The 21205-nt window shown below is 65.6% G+C and carries 22 protein-coding genes and 1 pseudogene; 10 read left to right on the top strand and 13 right to left on the bottom strand.

Going from position 1 to position 21205, the window contains the following annotated elements; genetic code table 11:
• Positions 1-84, bottom strand: a pseudogene (locus NFU08_RS21075) (hypothetical protein); the annotation flags it as partial.
• A gap of 207 nt (positions 85-291) precedes the next feature.
• Between NFU08_RS21075 and NFU08_RS20355 the strand changes: the two are divergent.
• Together NFU08_RS20355 and NFU08_RS20350 are read left to right on the top strand one after the other, a co-directional pair.
• Positions 292-753, top strand: a complete 462-nt coding sequence (locus NFU08_RS20355) for a hypothetical protein (RefSeq protein ID WP_174179625.1) — start codon at positions 292-294, stop codon at positions 751-753.
• Positions 754-761: 8 nt separating this feature from the next.
• The gene (locus NFU08_RS20350; RefSeq protein WP_251425857.1) at positions 762-2780 is read left to right on the top strand and encodes a multicopper oxidase family protein; all 2019 of its coding nucleotides are present in this window, start codon (positions 762-764) and stop codon (positions 2778-2780) included.
• Positions 2781-2792: 12 nt separating this feature from the next.
• Here NFU08_RS20350 and NFU08_RS20345 read toward each other — a convergent pair whose 3' ends face one another.
• Together NFU08_RS20345 and NFU08_RS20340 are read right to left on the bottom strand one after the other, a co-directional pair.
• A complete protein-coding gene (locus tag NFU08_RS20345; protein ID WP_251425855.1) occupies positions 2793-3662 on the bottom strand; it encodes an FHA domain-containing protein in 870 nt (289 codons plus the stop codon).
• A gap of 5 nt (positions 3663-3667) precedes the next feature.
• Positions 3668-3925, bottom strand: coding sequence for a hypothetical protein (locus NFU08_RS20340; protein ID WP_066273863.1), 258 nt, complete (start codon positions 3923-3925; stop codon positions 3668-3670).
• 208 nt (positions 3926-4133) lie between these two features.
• Here NFU08_RS20340 and NFU08_RS20335 point away from each other — a divergent pair, with 208 nt between their 5' ends.
• The 4 genes from NFU08_RS20335 to NFU08_RS20320 all read left to right on the top strand — a co-directional run bounded on the left by NFU08_RS20335 (position 4134) and on the right by NFU08_RS20320 (position 7322).
• On the top strand, positions 4134-4634 hold the full coding sequence (locus NFU08_RS20335; protein WP_174179631.1) for a DUF427 domain-containing protein: 501 nt from the start codon (positions 4134-4136) through the stop codon (positions 4632-4634).
• Positions 4635-4706: 72 nt separating this feature from the next.
• A complete protein-coding gene (locus NFU08_RS20330; RefSeq protein WP_104186151.1) occupies positions 4707-5417 on the top strand; it encodes a response regulator transcription factor in 711 nt (236 codons plus the stop codon).
• A gap of 2 nt (positions 5418-5419) precedes the next feature.
• Complete coding sequence (locus NFU08_RS20325; RefSeq protein WP_174179633.1) at positions 5420-6928, top strand: HAMP domain-containing sensor histidine kinase; 1509 nt, start codon at positions 5420-5422, stop codon at positions 6926-6928.
• Positions 6929-7034: 106 nt separating this feature from the next.
• Positions 7035-7322, top strand: coding sequence for a WXG100 family type VII secretion target (locus NFU08_RS20320; protein WP_174179635.1), 288 nt, complete (start codon positions 7035-7037; stop codon positions 7320-7322).
• 5 nt (positions 7323-7327) lie between these two features.
• Here NFU08_RS20320 and NFU08_RS20315 read toward each other — a convergent pair whose 3' ends face one another.
• Complete coding sequence (locus NFU08_RS20315) at positions 7328-8290, bottom strand: ribonuclease HI family protein (RefSeq protein WP_174179636.1); 963 nt, start codon at positions 8288-8290, stop codon at positions 7328-7330.
• A 205-nt stretch (positions 8291-8495) separates the two neighbouring features.
• On the opposite strand from NFU08_RS20315, the gene NFU08_RS20310 reads away from it, so the two are divergent.
• Positions 8496-9803 (top strand): ABC transporter substrate-binding protein, encoded by a 1308-nt coding sequence (locus NFU08_RS20310; protein WP_174179637.1) that lies wholly within the window; start codon positions 8496-8498, stop codon positions 9801-9803.
• Positions 9804-9887: 84 nt separating this feature from the next.
• Here the strand turns inward: NFU08_RS20310 and groL are convergent, their stop codons facing one another.
• From groL to NFU08_RS20285, 5 genes are all read right to left on the bottom strand, one after another.
• Positions 9888-11522, bottom strand: a complete 1635-nt coding sequence (gene groL, locus NFU08_RS20305) for a chaperonin GroEL (RefSeq protein ID WP_066273856.1) — start codon at positions 11520-11522, stop codon at positions 9888-9890.
• 287 nt (positions 11523-11809) lie between these two features.
• Positions 11810-13084, bottom strand: coding sequence for an ABC transporter substrate-binding protein (locus tag NFU08_RS20300; protein ID WP_251425853.1), 1275 nt, complete (start codon positions 13082-13084; stop codon positions 11810-11812).
• A complete protein-coding gene (locus NFU08_RS20295) occupies positions 13081-13287 on the bottom strand; it encodes a cold-shock protein (protein WP_139028133.1) in 207 nt (68 codons plus the stop codon). The genes NFU08_RS20300 and NFU08_RS20295 overlap by 4 nt, the downstream gene beginning before the upstream one ends.
• 192 nt (positions 13288-13479) lie before the next feature.
• Entirely contained in the window at positions 13480-14127 is a 648-nt protein-coding gene (locus tag NFU08_RS20290; protein WP_251425851.1) for a LytR C-terminal domain-containing protein, read from the bottom strand.
• 50 nt (positions 14128-14177) lie between these two features.
• Positions 14178-14507 carry a DUF3263 domain-containing protein gene (locus tag NFU08_RS20285; RefSeq protein WP_251425849.1) on the bottom strand — a complete coding sequence of 110 codons (330 nt, stop codon included), beginning with the start codon at positions 14505-14507 and terminating at the stop codon, positions 14178-14180.
• 141 nt (positions 14508-14648) lie between these two features.
• Here NFU08_RS20285 and NFU08_RS20280 point away from each other — a divergent pair, with 141 nt between their 5' ends.
• Entirely contained in the window at positions 14649-15419 is a 771-nt protein-coding gene (locus tag NFU08_RS20280) for a uracil-DNA glycosylase (protein ID WP_251425848.1), read from the top strand.
• Between the two features lie 14 nt (positions 15420-15433).
• Positions 15434-16273, top strand: coding sequence for a siderophore-interacting protein (locus NFU08_RS20275; RefSeq protein ID WP_251425846.1), 840 nt, complete (start codon positions 15434-15436; stop codon positions 16271-16273).
• A gap of 24 nt (positions 16274-16297) precedes the next feature.
• On the opposite strand, the gene NFU08_RS20270 is transcribed toward NFU08_RS20275, so the two are convergent.
• The 3 genes from NFU08_RS20270 to NFU08_RS20260 form a co-directional block, all read right to left on the bottom strand.
• A complete protein-coding gene (locus NFU08_RS20270) occupies positions 16298-17818 on the bottom strand; it encodes a threonine/serine exporter ThrE family protein (RefSeq protein ID WP_251425844.1) in 1521 nt (506 codons plus the stop codon).
• Between the two features lie 51 nt (positions 17819-17869).
• Positions 17870-19216: a peptidoglycan bridge formation glycyltransferase FemA/FemB family protein gene (locus tag NFU08_RS20265; protein ID WP_251425842.1), complete on the bottom strand. Its 1347-nt coding sequence runs from the start codon at positions 19214-19216 to the stop codon at positions 17870-17872.
• A 65-nt stretch (positions 19217-19281) separates the two neighbouring features.
• Positions 19282-20415 carry a peptidoglycan bridge formation glycyltransferase FemA/FemB family protein gene (locus NFU08_RS20260; protein ID WP_251425840.1) on the bottom strand — a complete coding sequence of 378 codons (1134 nt, stop codon included), beginning with the start codon at positions 20413-20415 and terminating at the stop codon, positions 19282-19284.
• Positions 20416-20524: 109 nt separating this feature from the next.
• Between NFU08_RS20260 and NFU08_RS20255 the strand changes: the two genes are divergently transcribed.
• Positions 20525-21070 carry a TspO/MBR family protein gene (locus tag NFU08_RS20255; protein WP_174179650.1) on the top strand — a complete coding sequence of 182 codons (546 nt, stop codon included), beginning with the start codon at positions 20525-20527 and terminating at the stop codon, positions 21068-21070.
• Between the two features lie 12 nt (positions 21071-21082).
• Here NFU08_RS20255 and NFU08_RS20250 read toward each other — a convergent pair.
• On the bottom strand, positions 21083-21205 hold a 123-nt coding region (locus NFU08_RS20250), incomplete at its 5' end, for an L-serine ammonia-lyase, iron-sulfur-dependent, subunit alpha (RefSeq protein ID WP_251425859.1).

Genomic DNA, 21205 nt, shown 5'->3' with positions numbered 1-21205 from the left:
CTTCACCCGTCTGGACCCGATCAAAGCCAAAAACAACGCCATCAAAAAGCTCAACAACCTCGGCTTCAACGTCACCATAACCCCCGCTACCGCAGCCTGACAGCCATCACCTTCGTATTAGGCCGTACCTCCCCGGGTGGCACCTGCCCGGGCGAAAGAGGGGGCTGCCCTGTGGAAATAGGGGGCATTGCACCCTTGCGGACCTCATCCGCCCCTGCCACCATGATGCCGAAGCCCCCGCTCAGCACGTCGGGCTCCCTCACAACGATGCTGAGGCGAATAGGAACGATGATGCGCAAAGTGTTGTACGGTGTGTCCGCACTGCTGCTGGCATCCGGTGTACTCCAGCTGTTCTTTGCCGGGTATATGGTCTTCCAGAATTCCATCGAGGAAATCCATGACGCCGCCCTGTACCACTCCCTGAACGGGCAGTTTGTGCTCCGGGGCCTGGCGCTGCTGGCGATCATCCTGGCAGCCGTGGCCCGGGCCGGAAAGCGGATGGTCTGGCTGGCCGTGGGAATTTTCCTGATGTCCCTGGTCCAACTGCTGATTTTCATTGTCGGCGGTATGCTCACCGGCTCGTCCGAGGAACACATCACGCCCGAAGGCTCCTGGGTCGCCGCTGTCCATCCGGTGACGGGCATGCTCATGATCTTCATGTCCTACTGGTTCTTCCTCCGCTGCCGGGAATTGGCGAAGTCGAAGGCTCCTGCCCGTAGTGACGCCAAGGCCGGCAGCACCGCCCAAGTCTGACCTCTTCCGTGGGCGTTTCCCAGCTTCTCGGTCTGGACATCGTCCTTTCGGTCCTGGCAGCAGGAGCCTGGTGCGCGCTTGCCTGGTTGATGGTCGAGTCCGGCCGGCGCTCTTCCGGGGTCATGGGCAAGCGGAGCCGGTCAGCCAGGCTGCTCGCGCCGCTGCTGCTGGGCGCGGCACTGACCCTCACAGCTGCGAAGGTAGCGGCAGTGGCAACCCTCACCGCAGCAGGCTGGCTTTTCGCCAGCGAGCGGGCCGCCGTCGGACTCCCGTTGCTGGTCCTCCCGGCGGCAGTTGCCGGTGTTGCAGGCGTGGCGCACCTGCGGCCCCGGATACCGGACGCCGCGCTGCCAGCACCCCGCGTTCCGGCCGCCGTTTTTGTAGGATGGGCGGCCATAGGCGCGTCCTTCTCGATGCTGGCTCCGTTCATCCTCGGCTTTGATCCGTACCCGGCCGGCGCTGCCCTTTTCGTTGCCCTGGCGGTCTGCTGTGCACTGGTCTTTTGGATTCTGGCCGGCAACACCGCCGGCACCAGTGCCCGGCGTACAACGGCGGCTTCCGCGGTGGGAGCGCTGATCCTGGCTGCGGTGGCAGGCAGCGCCGGCATCGGATGGTTAGGCAGCCGAAGCGCGGAGGGAGCTGCGATTGCCGCCGTCGGTCATCACGGGACCCCGGTGACGGCGGAATCTGGCGAAGAGGGCGGGATCCGTCCCATCACGGAACTCATCGAAGATCCGGCCCCCGGAGCCATGGTCCGTCGCTTTGAGCTGACCGCGCGGCAGGAACGTGTCACCTCGCCGGGCGGCAAGACCGTTGACGCGTGGACCTTCGGTTCGCTTCCAGGCCCGGCCCTGGAGGCAGAACTCGGTGACCTCCTTGAAGTGGTCCTTATCAACCGGGATGTCTCAGCCGGCGTGACGCTGCACTGGCACGGGTACGACGTCCCAAACGCAATGGACGGCGTAGCCGGCGCCACCCAGGACGCCGTCAGGCCAGGCCATTCAATGACATACCGCTTCCTCGCGGGCCAGAGCGGGACGTACTGGTACCACACCCATCAGGCGTCCTCCGAAGGTGTCCGGAAGGGGCTCTACGGCACTCTGGTGGTGCGTGATCCACGCGAGCCAAGGGCGCCTGCGGACCTGGTGGTCGCCGGGCATTCAATTGCATCACTGACATTGCTCGGAGGCTCCGACATGCCGCAGTCCCATAACGTCTACCCAGGTACCGCGGTCAGGTTGCGGCTGGTCAACACAGACTCACTGCCTCAGCGCTACCAGTTGCTGGGTTCGCACTACGCCGTTGCGGCCGTGGACGGGACGGAGCTGCCCACTCCCATCGAGGTTCCCGCGGGGCAGGCGTCAGAACCTGTACTCAGGCTGGGTGCAGGCGGCAGGATGGACCTCACCTTCGCCATGCCCGCTCATCCGGTGACCCTGCGGACTGAGGGCAGCGACAGCGCCGCCGTCGTGCTTGACCCGACGGGTTCAGGCGTCGAGCCGCCGGCGACAGCTGACTTCCGGGGTGGAAGGGAACTGGACATCTCTGCAGGAGCGGGGCCCGGGGATGCTGGCCCGGCTGGCACACAAGCCTGGTCCAGGACTGAAGTCATGGTTTTGGATCGGCAACTGCGTTTTGTGGACGGTGCGCCACGCTACGCCTACACGGTCAACGGAGCTGCGTATCCCAATATCAAACCGCTGGTGGTGATCGAGGGCGAGGCAGTGAAGGTGACAGTGGCAAACCGCACCTCCGAGCCCCACCCGATGCATCCCCACGGCCACCACGTGCTGGTCCTTTCACGGAACGGCCAAGCACCTGCGGCGTCACCCCTGTGGCTGGACACCTTTGATGTCCTTCCCGGTGATGTCTGGGAGGTGTTGCTCAGAGCGGACAACCCGGGAATCTGGATGGACCATTGCCATAACCTTGACCACGCTGCCCAAGGCATGATGATGCACCTGCAGTACCGCGGGTACTCGTCCCCGTTCGTTCACGGTGGCAGCTCCGGGAACCGGCCGGAGTGAAGCCGGACCTGCTCAGGTCACCCCGCGCGAACTGTCCCTTTCCATCGTGCCGGTCCGCGGATCAAACTGCGGGCGCTCGTACGCCAGTTCTCCACCGCTGCGGCCGCCGTACGGGCGCCCGTGGTCGGCAAATTCTTCCCGAAAGAAGGCGAGGCACCACTGCCCCATCTGGATCCTGGCTCCGGTGCGGAGCACTGAAGGACCGGCCTGCGCCACGCTGCCGCTGACCGTCCCGTGGGGGACCAGGACGTACTCGTCCAGCTCGTCATGCCTGATTTCGGCGTGGACCCCTTTCAGCCCCTCCAGGATGATGTCGCAGCCCGGGTCGCTTCCGATCGTGGTCTTCTCCCCGGCCAGCGTCACCTCCCGGGGGATCTGCCCGGTCCACGTGGCGGCGTCCTGGACGAAGATCAGCCGCGGCCGGCCGCTGCCCCGGGTGTAGTGCGTGGTGGTGATCCGGCGGCTGATTTTCCGCCGGACGGTGGGGAGCAGGGGCAATGGGGTGGACGGAGGCAGCAGCGGGACGGCTGCCGACTTGCGCCGCCCTTGCCTGACGATCGGCACCAGTGCTCCCAGCTTGCCCAGTTTGATATGGGGCGATCGGGTCACCAGGCGCTGGGAGGCGGGGCTGTTCACCGCCCCCAGGCTGACGATACTTCCGTCCGGGCCGGAGAGGGTGACACTGAGTCCCTTCCCGGCCAGCATCTCCGCCAGTGGCCTGATTTCGTCCAGTGACGGGATGCCGCCGCCTCCCAGGGGTGAAAGGCTGTCCATGGACACGGTGACGTCCGTGCCCGAGGACCGGGCGCTCCCCCTCGTAACCGATCCGGACTCATCTGTGTACGAGAAGTCCAGATCCACGTCCAGGCGGTAGTCAGCCATATCCGTCAGCCACGGTTCAGGTCGGAGCCGGCGGCGTCCTTGTCGCTGGTGGTGACGCGCAGGCTGCCGTTCAGCTTCCAGGTGGCCCGGGGAGCGTCGGGGCCGATGTCGCGCGGCACTTCGATGGTCATGTCAACGAACTGGTAGTTGATCGCGGCACCCTTGCCTGTGAGGTATGACCACATTTCCTCCGCCAGGTCCGCCCAGTCCCGGATGCTGCGTTCGTTGGATGCGGTGTTTTCGGATGCACTCAGGTCAGTCATGATGGTCTATCCCCTTCATTGGGCCGGAAATCATAGTGTGGAACAGCCAAGCGCGGGTCCGCAGGTGCCGCGAGGGCCCCGCGGTGCCGGATTCGGGACGTGCCCAAGCCCGGCACCATCACTGTATTCCCGTGCTGCACCCGGCGGAAGGCGTGAATCCCGGAACGTTCTCGCTCCGGTTTGGGTTCCCGTCCTGCACACTGGAGGCATGCGCCGAAAAGTTACTCCCGCCATCCCCCGTCCCGGACAGGAATCCGTCTGGGACTACCCCCGGCCGCCACGCGTGGAGCCGGGCACCGAAAGGATCCGGATCGTCCTGGGCGGCGAACTGATCCTGGATACCGCTGACTCGATCAGGGTGCTCGAGACCAGCCACCCGCCGGTCTACTACCTGCCCCGGTCGGCGTTCCGGCCGGGGGCGCTGGAACCGGCCCCCGGAAGCAGCTTCTGTGAGTTCAAAGGCGCAGCGCAGTACCTCACTGTCCACGGCGGCGGGTTGGTGGCTGAAGCAGCAGCGTGGTTCTACCCGGAGCCGGCCAAGGGGTACGAGGCCCTGGTTGACCGCGTTGCCGTGTACCCCGGCCGGATGGACTACTGCGAAGTGGAGGGCGAGCGTGTCCGTCCGCAGGCGGGAGGATTCTACGGCGGCTGGATCACTGGCCGCGTGGCTGGGCCGTTCAAGGGCGAACCCGGGACCATGGGTTGGTAAGCTCCCGTTTTCCCCACCTGGCTTCCAACGAATATCCAGACAACTCCCAGAGTCTGGGAGCATGATGGGAGCATGAACAAGAACGGTCCAGAAGCGAAGCTCCTCGTTGTCGACGACGAACCCAACATCCGCGAGCTGCTGTCCACCTCGCTGCGGTTTGCCGGATTCGACGTCGTCTCGGCCGCCAACGGACGTGACGCCCTTGCGGCCGCGGATGCCCACGCCCCGGACCTGGCCGTGCTGGACGTCATGCTCCCTGACATGGACGGCTTCACTGTCACCCGCCGCCTCCGCGCCGCCGGGAAGCATTTCCCGGTCCTCTTCCTCACCGCCAAGGACGACACGGAGGACAAGGTCACCGGGCTCACTGTCGGCGGAGACGATTACGTCACCAAACCGTTCAGCCTCGACGAGGTGGTGGCCCGGATCCGCGCCGTCCTGCGCCGCACGCAACCGATGATGGATGACGATGCCGTGATCCGTGTGGACGACCTGGAGCTCGACGACGACGCGCACGAAGTACGCCGCGGCGGCACCGTGATTGAGCTCTCCCCCACCGAGTTCAAGCTGCTCCGCTACCTCATGCTCAACCCCAACCGGGTGCTCTCCAAATCGCAGATCCTGGACCACGTCTGGGAATACAACTTCAACGGTGACGCCTCCATCGTGGAGTCGTACATTTCCTACCTCCGCCGGAAGGTGGACATCGACCCCGACGCCCCCGCACTGATCCAGACCAAACGCGGCGTGGGCTACGTGCTCCGGACGGCAGAAAAGCGCTGACCTTGCTGCAGCGATGGAAGTCCGCGTCCCTGAGGACGCAGCTGGTGGCCATGATCATGGCGCTGCTGATAGTTGCCCTGACAGTGACCGGGGCCGGAACGCTGGCGCTGCTGCACAGTTACCTCCAGGGGCAGGTGGACGGCAAACTGTATGCAGCTGTGGACCTGGCCCGGAAACAGCGCTCCTTCACTCCGCTGCAGGCTCCCACGAACCCGATGGTCCCCACGGACTATTCATTGATTCTCTTCGCCCCCGGCGAGGAGCCCTACCCGTTCGGCGGCGATCCGGATAACCGCCCGGACATCAGCTCCATCACCGTGGAGCAGGCCCAGGCGCGCGGGACAGTCCCCTACCAGGTGCGCGGCACGGACGGCGAAAACTGGCGGGTGGTCGCTGTGCCCGTGCAGAACGGCCAGACCACAGCTGTCGTGGCCATAGGGCTGCCCCTGCGGAGCGTCGACGATGTCCTCAAGCACGCCACCCTGGTGGTGACGGGGGTAGGGCTGCTGACCCTGCTGCTCGCGTCCCTCATTGCAAGCTGGACGGTCTCCCGGTCCTTCCGGCCGCTGGCCCGGGTGGAAAAGACCGCGGCCGCAATCGCTGCAGGCGATCTCTCCCGCCGCGTGGAGGTCGAAAACCCCGGCACCGAGCTCGGGCGGTTGAGCAGGTCGCTGAACGCCATGCTCGCCCATATCGAAACAGCCTTCGCGGCCCGCACCGCCTCGGAGGCGAGGATGCGCCGGTTCGCGGCCGACGCCTCCCATGAGCTGCGGACCCCGCTTGTGACCATCCGGGGGTTCTCCGAGCTGTACCGGCATGGCGCGCTGGCCACGAAGGAAGACGTGTCCACAGCCATGGGAAGGATCGAAAGCGAAGCCAAGCGCATGGGTTCTATGGTGGAGGACCTGCTGCTGCTGGCCCGCCTTGACGAGCAGCGGCCGCTGCAGCAAAAGCCCGTGGACCTCCAGCTCATTGCGAATGATGCCGTGGTGGACACCCAAGCCAGCGACCGGTCCCGCGTGATTTCGCTGACCGGCCTCGACGGCGGCCCGGCCACGCCTGCACCGGCGCTGGGCGACGAAGCCAAGCTCCGCCAGGTCGTGGGCAACCTCGTGGGCAACGCCCTGCGTTACACCCCGGAGGGCACCCCCATCGAGCTGGCGGTGGGGGTCCGCACGGCGGAAGACGGGCAGCTGCTCTCCGTAATAGAAGTTCGGGACCACGGGCCGGGCATCTCGGACGAAGACGCGTCCAAGGTTTTCGAGCGGTTCTACCGGGCGGACACCTCCCGGACGCGGGAAACGGGAGGCAGCGGGCTGGGACTCGCCATTGTTGCCGCGATCGTGGGCTCCCACGGCGGCAGCGTCCGGGTTGAAAAGACCGACGGCGGCGGCGCCACGCTCGTGGTCAGCCTTCCGCGGCGTGATGACGTTCCGGATGCGGGAATGCGCGGGGAAGAGAACCGTGCTGAAAAGAGCCAAGGCAGCGGCGGCGAGGTTATGCACATATAGCCACTGGCGGTGGCAGCGTGGCCGTGGAGTTTTCTACGCTCGAGGGCAAGGGGCCGGACCGGCCGGGCCCGCAGGCGCAAGCTGCTGTACAGCGAAAGGCACCACCATGAGCATTATCTCCGTCGATACCGAACTCCTCCAGCTGAAGTCCGCCACCGTCCAGGCCACCATGGACCGAATCAGCGCCGACGTGCAGGCCATGAAACGCGGACTGGACGAACTCCAGGGCTCCTGGCGGGGCTCTGCCGCCGCGAACTTCCAGGCGCTGATTACGGAATGGACCATGACTCAGGGAAGAGTGGAGGCATCACTGGCATCCATCAACACCGCACTTGCCTCAGCAGCAGCCACTTACGCGCAGGCGGAGCAGGGCAATACCCAGCGGTTCAGCTGAGGCGCCTAGGCTTCGGGCGTGCCCTGGTGGAACCGAAGCCGCCACCGGCCGCCATCCAGTACCCACAGCGAGCTTCTGAGGGTGGTGCCGGAGCGGGCATAACTGCGGTAGGTAAGGAGGACCGCCTCAGCGCCGACACGTTCGGCGCCCAGAATTTCGATGTCCGTCCGTTCGCCCGGGTCCTCCTCGAGCGCCATCATCATGGCGTCCCGGGTCCACATCCTGCCCGAGCTGCCGATCTCCACGAAATCAGGGTGGAGCAGGACGGCAGTCCGGCCGATGTCCCCGCGCACCAGCGGGCCCAGCAGTTCCCGCTCAAGTTCCTCCACCACGGCCTCAGCCGGTGCTTCAGCCGCCCTTGCGGCAGTCCCGGGCGCATCAAAACCACGGTTGTCCAGCTGGCTGAACAGATCCGGCTCCTCGTAGGCCCCTGCCGGTTTTCCTGGCTCCGCGGGCGCGTCCCTGGCTTCCTGTTTCACCGGCGCAGGGTGGGCGTGGTGGGCACCCGGAAAGCCTGGCCCGGAGCGGGCAGCCACGCCCTGCTGGTAGGCCGTTGCGGCCGCCCGCGCACGTTCGTCCGCGGCTTCGTTCAGGTCATGCCCTGCATGCCCCTTCACCCATTCGAAGGTGTATTTCCGGCCGGCAAGCTCACGGTCCAGTTCCTTGAGCAGGTCCACATTGAGGACCGGCTTCCCGTCTGCTTTACGCCAGCCTTTGCGCTTCCACCCCGGCATCCACTTGGTGATGGAATTAATGACGTACTGGCTGTCGCAGAGGATGCGGAGGTCCTCCTGGGGAAGGTGGGCTGTGGCCCGGAACAGATCCAGGACCGCCATCAGCTCGCCCTGGTTGTTGGTCCCATGGGGCCAACCGCCGGCACGCCAGCAGTCGTCATTCACGTACCAGGCCCAGCCGGCCGGACCCGGGTTTCCCAAGGCCGAACCGTCAGCCGCTGCAGTAATCGTCACCGGTCCATCCTGCCAGACGGGCACGACAAACCGGAGTCCGCCCGCGGCCATTGCTTGGAAAGCGGTTACCGAAAGTACTTGACGCGGAGAGAGCCGGGCAGGCACAATCGCTGTATTGAACCGAGAAAGCGTTTTCTCACCGGAGCCCGGGCACTGTGCCGCGGCAGCCAACGGAAAGCGCCCTCAGCACCAGGAAGGCACATCAATGACGATCCCAACCCTCAGCCGGAGGAAGTTCCAGCTCGGCGCCGCAGCCGTTGCACTCTCCCTCCTCGCCACAGGCTGCGGCACCTCTTCAGGCTCTGAGAGCAACGAGCAAGTAACCCTCCGGTTTGCCTGGTGGGGCAACGAGTACCTCAACGCCCAGACTGAGAAGGTTATCGACGCCTTCGAGGCGGAACACCCGAACATCAAGATTGAATCCGAACCAGGCGAGTGGGGCAGCTATTGGGACAAGCTGGCAACCAAGACAGCCGCCAACGATGCGCCGGACGTCATCCAGATGGACCAGAAGTACATCGCGGAATACGGCGGGCGCGGGGCACTCCTTGACCTGTCCAAGCAAAGCGGTATCGACACGTCCAAGCTGGATGAGGAAGCCCTGGCTTCGGGACAGTACGACGGCGCCCAGTACGGACTCAGCACCGGCCAGAACGCCTATGTCATCATGGCGAATACCAAAGTCTTCGAAGCAGCCAATGTTCCCATCCCGGATGACACCACGTGGACGTGGGAGGAATTCATGGCAACAGCCTCGAAGATCAGCGCCGCCGGAGACGGCAAGAACTACGGCGCAGCCTACGGAAGCAATGAAGCCGACCTGATCATCTGGCTGCGCCAGCACGGGGAGAACCTGTACTCCCAGGACGGCAAGCTCGATTTCGACACCGCCACGGCCGCGTCCTTCTGGGAACGGCTTAAGGAGCAGCGCGACTCCAAGGCAAGCCCGCCGGCCACGGTGGCCACAGAGGACTCCGGCGCCGGACTCGAGGAGAGCCTCTTCGGAACCAACAGGGTGGGCATGGCATGGTGGTGGACCAACCAGCTCGGGTCCCTGGAGTCCACCACCGGGAGCAGCATCAAGATGCTCCGTGCACCCAGCGTCGACGGTTCAGCGGCTGAGAACGGGATGTACTACAAGCCCACCATGTTCTGGTCCGCCTCCTCACGCTCCAAGCACCCGGAAGCCGCGTCCACCTTCATCAACTACCTGGCCAACAGCCCGGAGGCCGGGGCCATCCTGATGACGGACCGCGGCGTTCCCACCAACACGGACATCGTTGAGAGCATCACGCCGTCCCTGAAGCCTGCCGACACCACGGTGGTGGGCTTCCTGAAGGACATCGCACCCGACATCAAGGATGCGCCGCCTGTTCCGCCGGTAGGCGCGGGCAGCGTGCAGAACGTCATCAAGCGCTACACCGATGAGGTGCTCTACGACCGCCTCACGCCCCAGGCGGCCGCTGACGCATTCAAGAAGGAAGTTGAGGGAATGCTGGCCAGCGCCAAGTAACACCCTGCGGTAAGACACGAATGTGGCCCCCTCCGAAGAGGGGGCCACATTCGTGTCTAGCGGGACTGGTCCCGGCAGGAGTGGCTAGAAGCCGCCCATACCGCCCATGCCACCCATGTCGTCGCCACCGGCAGGAGCAGCGTTCTTCTCCGGCTTGTCGGCAACAACTGCCTCGGTGGTGAGGAAGAGGCCAGCGATGGAAGCCGCGTTCTGCAGGGCAGAGCGGGTGACCTTGACGGGGTCGTTGACGCCGGCGGCCAGCAGGTCGACATACTCGCCGGTGGCTGCGTTCAGGCCGTGGCCGGCGGGCAGGCCGCGGACCTTGTCCACCACAACGCCCGGCTCCAGGCCGGCGTTGAAGGCGATCTGCTTGAGCGGAGCGTCGATGGCCACGCGGACGATGTTGGCGCCGGTTGCTTCGTCGCCGGACAGCTGCAGGTTGGCGAATGCCTTGGCGCCGGCCTGGATGAGGGCCACGCCGCCACCGGCGACGATGCCTTCCTCAACGGCAGCCTTGGCGTTGCGCACGGCGTCTTCGATGCGGTGCTTGCGCTCCTTGAGCTCAACTTCCGTTGCGGCACCGGCCTTGATGACTGCAACGCCGCCGGCCAGCTTGGCCAGGCGCTCCTGCAGCTTCTCGCGGTCGTAGTCCGAGTCGGAGTTTTCGATCTCGGCGCGGATCTGGGAAACGCGGCCGGCGATCTGGTCGGCGTCGCCGGCACCCTCGACGATGGTGGTCTCGTCCTTGGTGACAACAACCTTGCGTGCCTGGCCCAGGAGTTCCAGGCCGGCATTTTCCAGCTTCAGGCCGACTTCCTCGGAGATGACCTGGCCGCCGGTGAGGACGGCGATGTCGGCAAGCTGTGCCTTGCGGCGGTCGCCGAAGCCCGGAGCCTTGACGGCGACGGACTTGAAGGTGCCGCGGATCTTGTTGACAATCAGGGTGGCCAGGGCCTCGCCCTCGATGTCCTCAGCGATGATCAGCAGCGGCTTGTTGGACTGCATGACCTTTTCCAGGACAGCAACCAGTTCCTTGACGTTGGAGATCTTGGAGTTGACGATCAGGATGTACGGATCCTCGAGGACCGTTTCCTGGCGCTCAGCGTCGGTAACGAAGTAGGCCGAGATGTAGCCCTTGTCGAAGCGCATGCCTTCGGTGAGCTCAAGCTCCAGGCCGAAGGTGTTGGACTCCTCGACCGTGATGACGCCTTCCTTGCCCACCTTGTCCAGGGCTTCGGCGATGAGTGCACCGATTTCCTCGTCACCGGCGGAGATGGACGCCGTGGCGGCGATCTCTTCCTTGGTTTCGATCTCCTTGGCGGAGTTCAGCAGTTCGGCGGTGACGGCCTCAACGGCCTTCTCGATGCCGCGCTTGAGGGACAGCGGGTCGGCGCCGGCAGCAACGTTGCGCAGGCCTTCCTTCACCAGTGCCTGTGCCAGGACGGTGGCGGTGGTGGTGCCGTCGCCAGCGACGTCGTCCGTCTTCTTGGCAACTTCCTTGACCAGCTCGGCGCCGATCTTCTCGTAAGGATCGTCCAGCTCGATCTCCTTGGCGATGGAAACACCATCGTTGGTGATCGTGGGGGCGCCCCACTTCTTCTCGAGGACGACGTTGCGTCCACGCGGGCCGAGGGTGACCTTAACGGCGTCGGCGAGGATGTTCAGGCCCCGCTCAAGGCCGCGGCGTGCCTCTTCATCAAATGCAATGATCTTGGCCATAACGGCAGTAGTCCTTTCGGGACAGTCGTTAAGAATGAACCTTCGCTGCAGTGCCCGCGACGGACGACCCGTTTCCGGCGGCCTCTGTATGCCTTCGGGTGTGGGTCTCACTCCAGTTAGGTGTTTCTTCGCTCCTCGACCGCTGCCGGCGCCGCCGGCCGAAGCCACGCTTTGCTTAGCAGTCGGTACGTCAGAGTGCTAACTCAATAATTAGCACTCCCCACGTGAGAGTGCAAGCGAATAACAAGCGGAAAGCGTCCTGGCGGGCGCGTCTTCGCCGAGGGCGATCAGCCGGCGGTGCGGCCTGCCGTTTCAACGCCGGTGGCCGCGGGATTGTTGTCGGCGCCGTATGTGAACACCGTGTAGGCGGCCGAGGTGATGTCACCGTTGGCATCGAAGGCAAGTGGGCCCGATTCGCCGTCGTAATTGATGTCCGCACCGGACGCCTTGCCTGCCAGGCATTCTTTATAGCTGGCGCATGGTGCCGTTCCAGCCGGGCCTGTTCCGCCAGCGGTCCCGCCGGATACCGAGACCAGGCTCGCGGCGATTGAACGCCCGGAGTCGTCCTCGGCCTTGGCCGCTGCGAGCGCGGCAAGGGTCACGGCGTCGTACGTCTCCGCTGCGAAGGACACGTCCTTCAGGGCCGGATCGATGCCCAGCAGCCGTTCCTGGAACCCTGCCGAGGGAAGCTGCCCCGGGACAACCGCACGTGCACCGTCCAGGGCCCTGGTTCCCAGCCGGGAGCCATACCGGCTGAAGGCGCCGTCGCTCAGGATAAGCCTTGAGCCTGCGAGGGCGGCGTTGTTGAGCTCAGCGAGGGCGCCCTGCGCGCCGTCACGGGCCACCAGGATCACGGCGTCGGGTTGCGCCTCGCGGATTGAGGCAGCCGCAGATCCCGCGTCACCCGGTGTGAAGCCCACCGCTGACAACACGTCCAGGCCCGCCTGTTCAGCGGACGCGGAGACGGCCGCGGAGACATCGCTGCCGTAGGAGCCTTCCTGGTACACCACGGAGATGGTTGCGGCGCCGGCGTCCTTGGCGAGCTTGGCAAGCACGGGTCCCTGCGCGACATCGGCGGCGGCCGTCCGGAAGTAGTATCCGCCGCTGGCTATGCTGCTGAGCCCGGCCGCGGTGTTGGCAGGCGAAATCAGTGGCGTCCGCGCCCTGGAGAGGATGTCGACGGCTGCGGAGGCGTGGCTGGAGTCGGTGGGGCCAATGACCACATCCGCTGTGGCCTGGACCAGGGACTGCGCCTGGGACGCTGTGTCCTGGCCTGTTTCAACGGGGAGAAGTTCCACCGGCCGGCCCTTGTGCCCGCCGGCAGCGTTGATTTCCTTGACGGCAAGCTTGGCGGCAGCAAGTTGGGGACCGTTCAGGAAGCTGTTGGCACCGGTGTTGTCCAGGATGAGGCCGACCCGCAGCGTGCCGTCACCTGAGGCCTCCGCCGGTTCCGTGCGCGCGTTTCCGGTCACCCCGGAACAGCCGGTGAGGGCGAGAGTGCCGCAGAGGGCTGCGGCGAACAACGGACGGATGGGTGCAGCGGAGGAAAACGGGTGCTTCACTCGGCCGGCCGGACGCTTTCGGCCTGCGGGCCTTTCTCGCCTTCGCCAACTTCGAGTTCCACGCGCTGGCCCTCGTCCAGTGCGCGGTAGCCCTCGCCCTGGATGGCGGACCAGTGGACAAAAACGTCGTCCCCGGAGCCGTCAACGGTGATGAAGCCGTAGCCTTTTTCCGCGTTGAACCATTTGACGGTTCCTCGTGCCATGATGACCACTCTTTCCGTTAGGTCCGGGATGCTGCGCCGGTGCCGCCGTGGCTCGAAGCCCGGAATTCACTCTAGCCAATGCTCGCCGGCAGCGCCGGGGCACAGCATGGCCGGCCGCAAACGTTATTCAGGCGTGACCCCGGCCTTCACCTGTGCGGATGTGGCGTGAGGCGCCCTGTTGGGAACCCCGGCCTACCGGTATCCGGGCCCGAGCACCACCACCAGGGGAACCTGGAATTCGGTGCTCTCCACCACGGTGGGGACGCCCACAAGTTCCGCGAGGGCCTGCGCGTTGGCCTCCTGCGCCGCTCCCGCGTAGAAGATGATGGAGCCCTGCTGGGGTGCCCCTGCCCAGTTGCCTACCTGGCCCAGTGTCCACCCGTCCGCCTGCAGGGTTCCGCCCACGCGGCTGGCCAGCCCGGCAGTTCCGGCAGCGTTGTAGACCGCCACGGCCTGGGCCTTATCCACTGTTGCGGCCTGCGCAGTGCTCTGGGGGCTGGACGATGTCCCGTTTCCTGCCGCGCCGGCAGGTTCGGAGGAAGGCGACGGCTCAGGCTCGGTGGAGGGGACGTCTGACGGGTCCGGCGCGGCGGACGGAGTCGATCCGGTTCCGGCCAGCGGTGCTGCTTCCAGGCTCGACGACGCCTGGGTTGCCGGACCGTCGAATCCGAGCCTGGGCAGGATCAGGAAAGAAACCACGCCGATGGCCAGCGCAACAATCCCCGCAGTCAGGATGGGCCAGAGACGGACCCGCGCCGGAGCGGAGGCTGTGCGGTGTACACCTTGTCGCGACGCGGTCTCCGGGACCTTGTCGAATTCATCGCGGGCGTATTTGGTCATGGGAGAGAGACATCCTTGTGTGTAGCTGCTGAGGACTCAGCGTGAGCGTCTTATGCGTCGGACCCCAGTCGGCGTGCAGTGCGTGCACGGTGACGCGAAGTACGTAGTCTACGCAATCTCTTGACCAGCATGGGGTCATGCGCCAGCGCATCCTCGGTGTCGATCAGGGCGTTGAGGAGTTGGTAATAGTGCGTGGCGGACAGATCGAACAGTTCCCTGATGGCCTGCTCCTTGGCGCCCGCATACTTCCACCACTGCCGCTCCAGGGCGAGCATCTGCTGGTCCCGCTCGCTCAGCGGCGACTCCCGCAGGGTGAAATCCGCCAGCAGGGCGTTCCGGTGTTCCTGCGCCGGCACGTGCTCCCGAGCTGGCTCCGCCACGGCGCACTCTCCTTAGCTGGTTACGTAAAATGTCTGACCCCCATGCTACGGACGAACAACACCATTGTCATTTGCGCATAGCCCCGCCGCACACACCGTACGGTCCGGCCGGCGCCTCCCGCCGCCTGCAAGAATGGACTGATGTTTGAATCGGACGCCTTGTTTGAGCTGGAGCAGGAACCTGCAGGCAGCACCGGCTTCGCCGGGCTGGCGCAGCTGCCGCTGGCAGAGCTGATGGCCCCGGACTGGGCCGCCGCACTCTCCGGCGTGGACGCCCAACTTCGCGCCGTTCTTCGCTTCGCGGCAGGCGAAGTGGCGGACGGTCACCAGGTCCTGCCGGCGCCGTCGAACGTCCTGCGGGCCTTCCGCCAGCCCCTTGCGGACGTGAAGGTGCTGATTGTGGGACAGGACCCCTACCCCACGCCGGGGCACGCCGTCGGGCTGTCCTTCGCCGTTGACCCGCACGTCCGGCCCATTCCCAGGAGCCTCGCGAACATCTACCGGGAGCTGGAGGCCGACCTGGGAATCCCGCCGAGGGTGCATGGTGACCTCTCCGCATGGGCCGGGCAGGGGGTACTGCTCCTGAACCGGGTGATGACGGTACGGGCGGGATCTGCGGGATCCCACCGGAGGAAGGGCTGGGAAGACATTACGACGGCGGCCGTCGAGGCGCTGGGCGCGCGGCGGGCACCGGACGGGTCACCCCTGCCGCTGGTCGCGGTTCTGTGGGGGAAGGACGCCGAGAGCGTGCGCACGCTGCTGCCCGGGGTCCCGGCAGTGTCCAGCGCGCACCCCAGCCCCTTGTCCGCTTCACGGGGTTTCTTTAGCTCCCGCCCGTTCAGCCGCGTCAACAAGCTCCTGCGGGAGCAGGGGGCCGCGGACGTAACCTGGGAGCTTCCGGCGGTGCCCTAGCTTAGGCTTGCCTTATGAGCATTGTTCCCGCCTCCACCAGCGCCAGCAAGAAAAGCCGCCCCCAGGTCAACCTCACGGTGGTCCGCCGGGAACAGCTCGCGCCGCAGATGGTCCGGATTGTCGCGGGCGGGGACGGTTTCGCCGATTTCGTCAATAACGGCTTTGTTGACCGGTACGTCAAGATCGTCTTTCCGCAGCCGGGGGTCCGGTATCCTTCGCCCCTGGATCTGTGGAGCATCCGGGAGACCATGCCCCGGGAACAATGGCCTTTCACGCGCACATACACCCTCCGCTGGGTGGATACCGCGGCCCGGCAACTTGCCATCGACTTTGTGGTCCACGGCGACGAGGGGCTGGCTGGCCCCTGGGCGGCCAGGGCCGAGCCAGGCGACACCCTGACTTTCACCGGCCCGGGGGGTGCGTACAACCCGGACCCCGAAGCCGACTGGTACCTGTTCGCCGGAGATGAGGCCGCCCTGCCCGCCATCGCCGCCTGCATTGAATCCCTGCCGGCGGAAGCGGCCGGCGTCGCGTTCCTCGAGGTCGATTCCGACGCCGACATCCAGCCGATTGCCGCACCGTCCGGGCTGGAACTGCACTGGCTCTTCCGCCGCGGTGTCCCCGCCGGCCAAAGCAACGTCCTGGTGCAGGCCGTTGCGGAGGCTGACTGGCCTGCGGGGAGGGTGGACGTTTTTGCCCACGGCGAGCGGGGCTACATGAAGGCGCTCCGGGATGTCCTGTTCGTCCAGCGCGGACTGGACCGCAAGCAGGTGTCCCTGTCCGGCTACTGGGCCAGGGGCCGCGTCGAGGACGTCTTCCAGGCCGAGAAGAAGTTGCCCGTAGGGCAGATCTAGGAGGACAGATCCAGGCCGGCCCGGTCAGCGGCGGCGGGCCCGCCGCCGCTCGTTGCTGGCCAGGCTGCGGGTCAGCGGCCTCGCCAAGGTATCCCCCAGCACGATCCCCCCGGCAGTTCCCAGGACGATGGCACCTGCGTTGAGCATCCCGCCGGCGCCGAGCAGGATCTCGGCTTCCTCGATGGTCAGGACGTACATGGAGCGGAAAATGGTGAGGCCGGGCAGCAGGATCAGTGCCGCCGGCACCGCCACCACCAGCTGGGGTGCGCCCATCCGCAGAGCGACCACCCGCGCCAGCAGGCCGATCTCCACGGCAGCCAGGGCCGGCGAGAACCGGTCGCCAATGCCCAGCAGGCCGCCGCCCAGCAGGACCAGGTACCCCGCGACCCCTACCGCGGCGGTGGGCAGCAGGAGCTGCCAGGTTGTCTGCTCGGTCACCCCGATGGCCATCACCGCCACGGCAACCAGGATCACCAGCACCCACAGGTCGTAGGCGGGCGGGAAGGTCTGCGTCACGTCGATGGCCTGCATGCCGGTCAGCTGGCCCACCACAAAAGCGACGGCGATGCCCGCTACCAGCGCGCCAAAGGTCAGCAGGGTGGAAAGGAACCGCCCCGCCGCGGTCACGGGGAAGCCATTGATGGCGTCCTGCACGGAGGAGACCAGCCGGCCTGTGGGCAGGAGCAGGAGGATTCCGCCCACCACCACGATCGCCGGAGAGGTAGTCAGCCCAAACTGCCACAACAGCAGAGCCAGCAGGGTCACCGCGAAGGAGCAGCTGGCGGTGGTGAAGAAGTCCGGCACGCGCCAGCGGCCCAGCTGGCGGGCCAGCAGGCTCACGCCGATGTTGACGGCGAACGCAATGGCGGAGGACACCGGCCCGCCGCCCAGCACAGCAACGAACGCTGCGGCAAAGACCCCGAACGCCGCCGTCACCATCCAGCGGGGGAACGGCTTGGGACTGGTGATGGCCTCATCCAGCCTGCGGATCGCCTCGTCACGCCCCACTCCCCCCGCAACGATGTCCGTCACCAGCTGGTGGACCTTGGCCAGGCCTGCGTAGTTGTTGGTCCAGGACCGGACCACCCGCAGCAGCGCAATGGGGGTTTGGTCCTTGGGCGCGTAGTTGATGCCCACCGACTGGTTGGTGATGTCCACTTCGATGTTCTTCAGGCCCAGCGCCGCCGTGACGGCAATGATGCTGGTTTCAACCTCCAGGGCACCAGCACCGTAGCGGAACATGGTTTCGGCCAGGTGCAGCGCGAAGTCCAGGGTCTTCCGGGCGGACGTGTCCACGCCGCCCACCTGGATCATGGGGTTCGCATAGGGGCTGCCGGTGAGCCTGTCCACGATGCTCATGGGAGCAGTGGGCGGGTTCTCGCCCTGGACCAGGCGCCGCAGCATCCTTTTCGCCGCAGCATTCTGCCGCAGCTGGGAGGGGGTCAGAGGCTCGGTTTTGGGCAGGCCGTCCGTGCGCGGCGGTGCCTTCGGTGATGGCGTTGCCTTTGGTGATCCGCCGCCGGGATAGTCAGGCCGGTCGGTCATGGGTCCCTCCTCCCGTTGTGGTGGTGTGCAGCGTGTGTGCTGCGGAGCGCGTCAGGCGGAGCGCCGCAGGGGCAGCTTGCCCAGCAGGAGGCGGGCGGCCCCCGCTGCGGCGCGGGCAAGCTTGTTGGCGCGGAACACGGCAGGGCGGACAGGCATCACAAAGTCGCCCACGAGCTGGAACACTTCGCCGCCGAAGCCCTTCTTGAACTCGTAGCCGCCGTGGCCTTCCTCGTCCTGGCCGGAGATGCCGAACGTACCGTAGAAGTTGTACCGCGGGTAACCCTTCTCAAGGGCGTGGAGCATCATCCCCCAGTACAGCGATGTGGCTCCGTTGAAGTAGATGTAGTCCTGCACGGTGCCGCCGATGACGCAGACCACTTCGTCGCCGTAGCAGACGAAGTGGATGGCGGCCACCGTGGCAACACCAACCGAATCCGGAAAACGTTCGATGTCCTTCAGGCTTCGCTCGTAGCTGTCCACCAGGTCCTGGACCACTTTGAGCCGGTTGGCCTTTTTCTTGCTGCCGGTCTCCTCCACCTCGCGGCGGAGCTCTGCCGCCGTTTCCGATTCCGCGGCCAGCCGCTCCGTAATGGATTTCCGGTAGGCAGGAATGTCAATCTTGGCCATCATGAGCTTGGTGAACTCGGCCGACGTGGTGCGGAGCAGCTGTTCATAATAGGCGCGTTCGCGGTAGACGAAACCCTTTTCGTCGCCGGCCCGGCTCAGGGCGCCGTAGAACTCATCAAGGGTCTCCAGCGTTGCCTGCTCCAGGAAAACACCGTTCTTTTCCGCTTTGCGGATGGCCTTCCGGGTGCGGTAGCTGGTTCCCATGATCAGTTCCTCCGCGTCCTGAATGCCTTCCAGGCTCTTGATGAACATCCAGTTCACGTTCACGAAGTTCATGTCCAGCCCCTGGTGCTGGAACCCCAGCCCGCCGAGCTGTGCCACCAGCGGCCTGTTGTCCTCCACTTCGGGGTGTTCCGCGCCGTCGGCATCGCGGGCTATGTACCTGAGGTTCGGGGAGATCCGGAGCTCGGCGGCTTTCCGCTCCGCTGCGCGTTTGCGGAGGAGTTCGACGACGGCGCGCACCAGTCCAGGGTCCGTGTAGTCCATCAGGGGGCCCTTGGCGCACTCGCACACCGTGTAGCCGAGGCGCGTGGTGGTGTAGTTCAGTTTGCCGGCCGCCACCAGTTCGCCGTCGCGGCGCACTCCGAAAAGTTCAACCTGCTGTCCCCGGGCACGCTGGAACCGGGCGAAGTCGAGGGACTGGAGGAAGCTGTTCTGTGGGTGCTTCAGCGCGAACTGCTCGAATTCGGCGTCGCTGAGCATGGCGAACTCCAGGTCGGCGGCGGATATTGCAGTCAAGGGATTACCTTCTTCACGGATGGGGGCTGGCATAGGCAGGATGTGGGCGGGGCCCGGCGGCGGGTGGCTGGGCAGTCAGCTGCGGCCGGTCTTCCGGGTCAGTAGAACTGCTGGCCGGTGCGGGCAGTTTCGATCCGGCGGAACACCTTCTCTGCTCCCTTGACCCAGAGCCGGTGCTTCAGGGGCGAGAGAACGTAGTCGTGGCAGCCGACAAAATCGGTGACAGTCTTGGTGAAGCTGGTCTTGAACATGCCCATCCCGTAGAGATTGTGGCTCTTGTCCTTGATCTGTGAGGCCGGCGGGGTGCCGCAGAAATCGTATTCAGTGCAGCCGAGCTCCTGCATGCGCCGGATGGCAGCCCACTGGACGAGGTGCGAATCGCCGTACTGTTTGCGGTTCTGGGTGGAGCCGCCGTCCTTGTAGGTGGCTTTGGCACCGTAGTTGATGACGAAGGCTCCCACACTGGGTTTCCCGTCTTCATAGGTGAAGAAGAAGTTGCCCTGGCCGCGGTTGCAGAATTCGTCCCAGAACGCAGCGTAATACGCGTAGCTGCGCAGGGGCATGGAGCCCTTGGCATTGACGGTGTCCGCCATCAGGTCATAGAGGGCCCGGTAGGTTTCCGGACCGTGTTCCTTGCGGACCACTTCGCAGCCTTCCCGCTCGGCCCGTCGGATGGCGTTACGCGCCCGGGAGGAGATGGCCTTGAACACCACTTCTTCGGGGCCGGAGATATCCAGCAGCGCAGTGGAGTCGTTGGACTGGATGTTGGGCGCCTTGGCCAGGCCCGCCACCTTCAGGTGTGCCTGGGCTTCCTCCGAGTCAAGGATGTCCGGCTCGATCTTGATGGTGAAGACGTTGAGCTTCCGGCTGAGCACGAAAGCCGCGCAGGCCTCCAGCGCCGCTTTGAGGTCCGCCGCCGCCGCCAGGTCAGGTCCCTTGATGAGGTACCACAGCCGGCCCAGCACGGGGAATTTCTTTTCGAGCACCAGGTTGTAGCTGGCCGATCCACCGTTTTCGAGGACCAGGAACCGGACTTTCCAGCCACTGCCGTTCTTTACCGAAGCGTAAGCGGCGGACTGCAGCATGTTGCCGCCGTTGGGGTTGGCCGTGACGTGCTTGTCCCAGTTTTCAATCTCTTCGGCTGTGGCAAAACGTGCGGTAAATTCTCGCAAGGGGGCCGTGTCCAATCGGTTTCGTGCGCGGTTTCGGTACTCGTGTCTGCGTGCGGACATGCAGCCTCAAGTCTAAAGCCTGAAGCCCCCACGGCTTTTCAGCAGCCGGCCCGTGCCTGCCGCGGCCCGTGCCCTTGACTCGGGTGGACCGGTTGGCAAGGGTGGAGGCATGCAGCCTAACCGTGAAGAGTTGTCATCCCCGCCGGATGGAAGCGGCCAGCCGTACAGCGCGCGGGTCCAGGCAGCGGTGCTGGCCGGATTCCTGGTGGCATCCTTCCTGGTGGCCGGGCTCGGCGGATTCTCCACCGTTGACAATGTGGACGGGTGGTATGCCACGGCTGACAAGGCGCCCTGGTCGCCGCCCAACTGGCTCTTCGGCCCGGTATGGACCCTGCTCTACACAGCCATGGCGGTGGCTGCGTGGCTCGTGTGGCGGAAGAGGGCTCCCAAGACCAGGCCGGCGTTGACGGCCTACGCGGTCCAGTTGGGCCTGAACCTCGCCTGGACTCCGGTGTTCTTCGGCCTCTATCCCGCTATGGGCACGGCCGCCCTGTGGCTGGCCATGGCCATTATCGTGGCCCTGATCGCCGCGGTCACGGTGACGGTCCTCTACTTCGGCCCCATCAGCCGGACCGCGGGACTGCTGCTGCTCCCCTACATTGCGTGGCTGGTCTTTGCGTCCACCTTGAACTGGTGGGCTGCCGTCCACAACTGAAGGTTCAAGCTGTCAGCATTCGACGACGTTGACGGCGAGGCCGCCCATGGCCGTTTCCTTGTATTTGGAGCTCATGTCCTTGCCGGTTTCACGCATGGTCACAATGACCTCATCGAGGGAGACCCGGTGCGACCC

The organism is Pseudarthrobacter sp. NCCP-2145, from assembly GCF_023708005.1.
Lineage (GTDB): Bacteria > Actinomycetota > Actinomycetes > Actinomycetales > Micrococcaceae > Arthrobacter > Arthrobacter oxydans.
The sequence above is the reverse complement of the archived record's forward strand: the minus strand, read 5'-3'. Positions and strand labels throughout refer to the sequence as shown.

Bases quoted from the DNA above. Each gene is read 5' to 3' on its own strand.
- NFU08_RS20355 (WP_174179625.1), top strand. From the start codon at position 292: ATGCGCAAAGTGTTGTACGGTGTGTCCGCACTGCTGCTGGCATCCGGT.
- NFU08_RS20345 (WP_251425855.1), bottom strand. From the start codon at position 3,662: ATGGCTGACTACCGCCTGGACGTGGATCTGGACTTCTCGTACACAGAT.
- NFU08_RS20340 (WP_066273863.1), bottom strand. From the start codon at position 3,925: ATGACTGACCTGAGTGCATCCGAAAACACCGCATCCAACGAACGCAGC.
- NFU08_RS20335 (WP_174179631.1), top strand. From the start codon at position 4,134: ATGCGCCGAAAAGTTACTCCCGCCATCCCCCGTCCCGGACAGGAATCC.
- NFU08_RS20330 (WP_104186151.1), top strand. From the start codon at position 4,707: ATGAACAAGAACGGTCCAGAAGCGAAGCTCCTCGTTGTCGACGACGAA.
- NFU08_RS20320 (WP_174179635.1), top strand. From the start codon at position 7,035: ATGAGCATTATCTCCGTCGATACCGAACTCCTCCAGCTGAAGTCCGCC.
- NFU08_RS20310 (WP_174179637.1), top strand. From the start codon at position 8,496: ATGACGATCCCAACCCTCAGCCGGAGGAAGTTCCAGCTCGGCGCCGCA.
- groL (WP_066273856.1), bottom strand. From the start codon at position 11,522: ATGGCCAAGATCATTGCATTTGATGAAGAGGCACGCCGCGGCCTTGAG.
- NFU08_RS20295 (WP_139028133.1), bottom strand. From the start codon at position 13,287: ATGGCACGAGGAACCGTCAAATGGTTCAACGCGGAAAAAGGCTACGGC.
- NFU08_RS20290 (WP_251425851.1), bottom strand. From the start codon at position 14,127: ATGACCAAATACGCCCGCGATGAATTCGACAAGGTCCCGGAGACCGCG.
- NFU08_RS20280 (WP_251425848.1), top strand. From the start codon at position 14,649: ATGTTTGAATCGGACGCCTTGTTTGAGCTGGAGCAGGAACCTGCAGGC.
- NFU08_RS20275 (WP_251425846.1), top strand. From the start codon at position 15,434: ATGAGCATTGTTCCCGCCTCCACCAGCGCCAGCAAGAAAAGCCGCCCC.
- NFU08_RS20270 (WP_251425844.1), bottom strand. From the start codon at position 17,818: ATGACCGACCGGCCTGACTATCCCGGCGGCGGATCACCAAAGGCAACG.
- NFU08_RS20265 (WP_251425842.1), bottom strand. From the start codon at position 19,216: ATGCCAGCCCCCATCCGTGAAGAAGGTAATCCCTTGACTGCAATATCC.
- NFU08_RS20260 (WP_251425840.1), bottom strand. From the start codon at position 20,415: ATGTCCGCACGCAGACACGAGTACCGAAACCGCGCACGAAACCGATTG.
- NFU08_RS20255 (WP_174179650.1), top strand. From the start codon at position 20,525: ATGCAGCCTAACCGTGAAGAGTTGTCATCCCCGCCGGATGGAAGCGGC.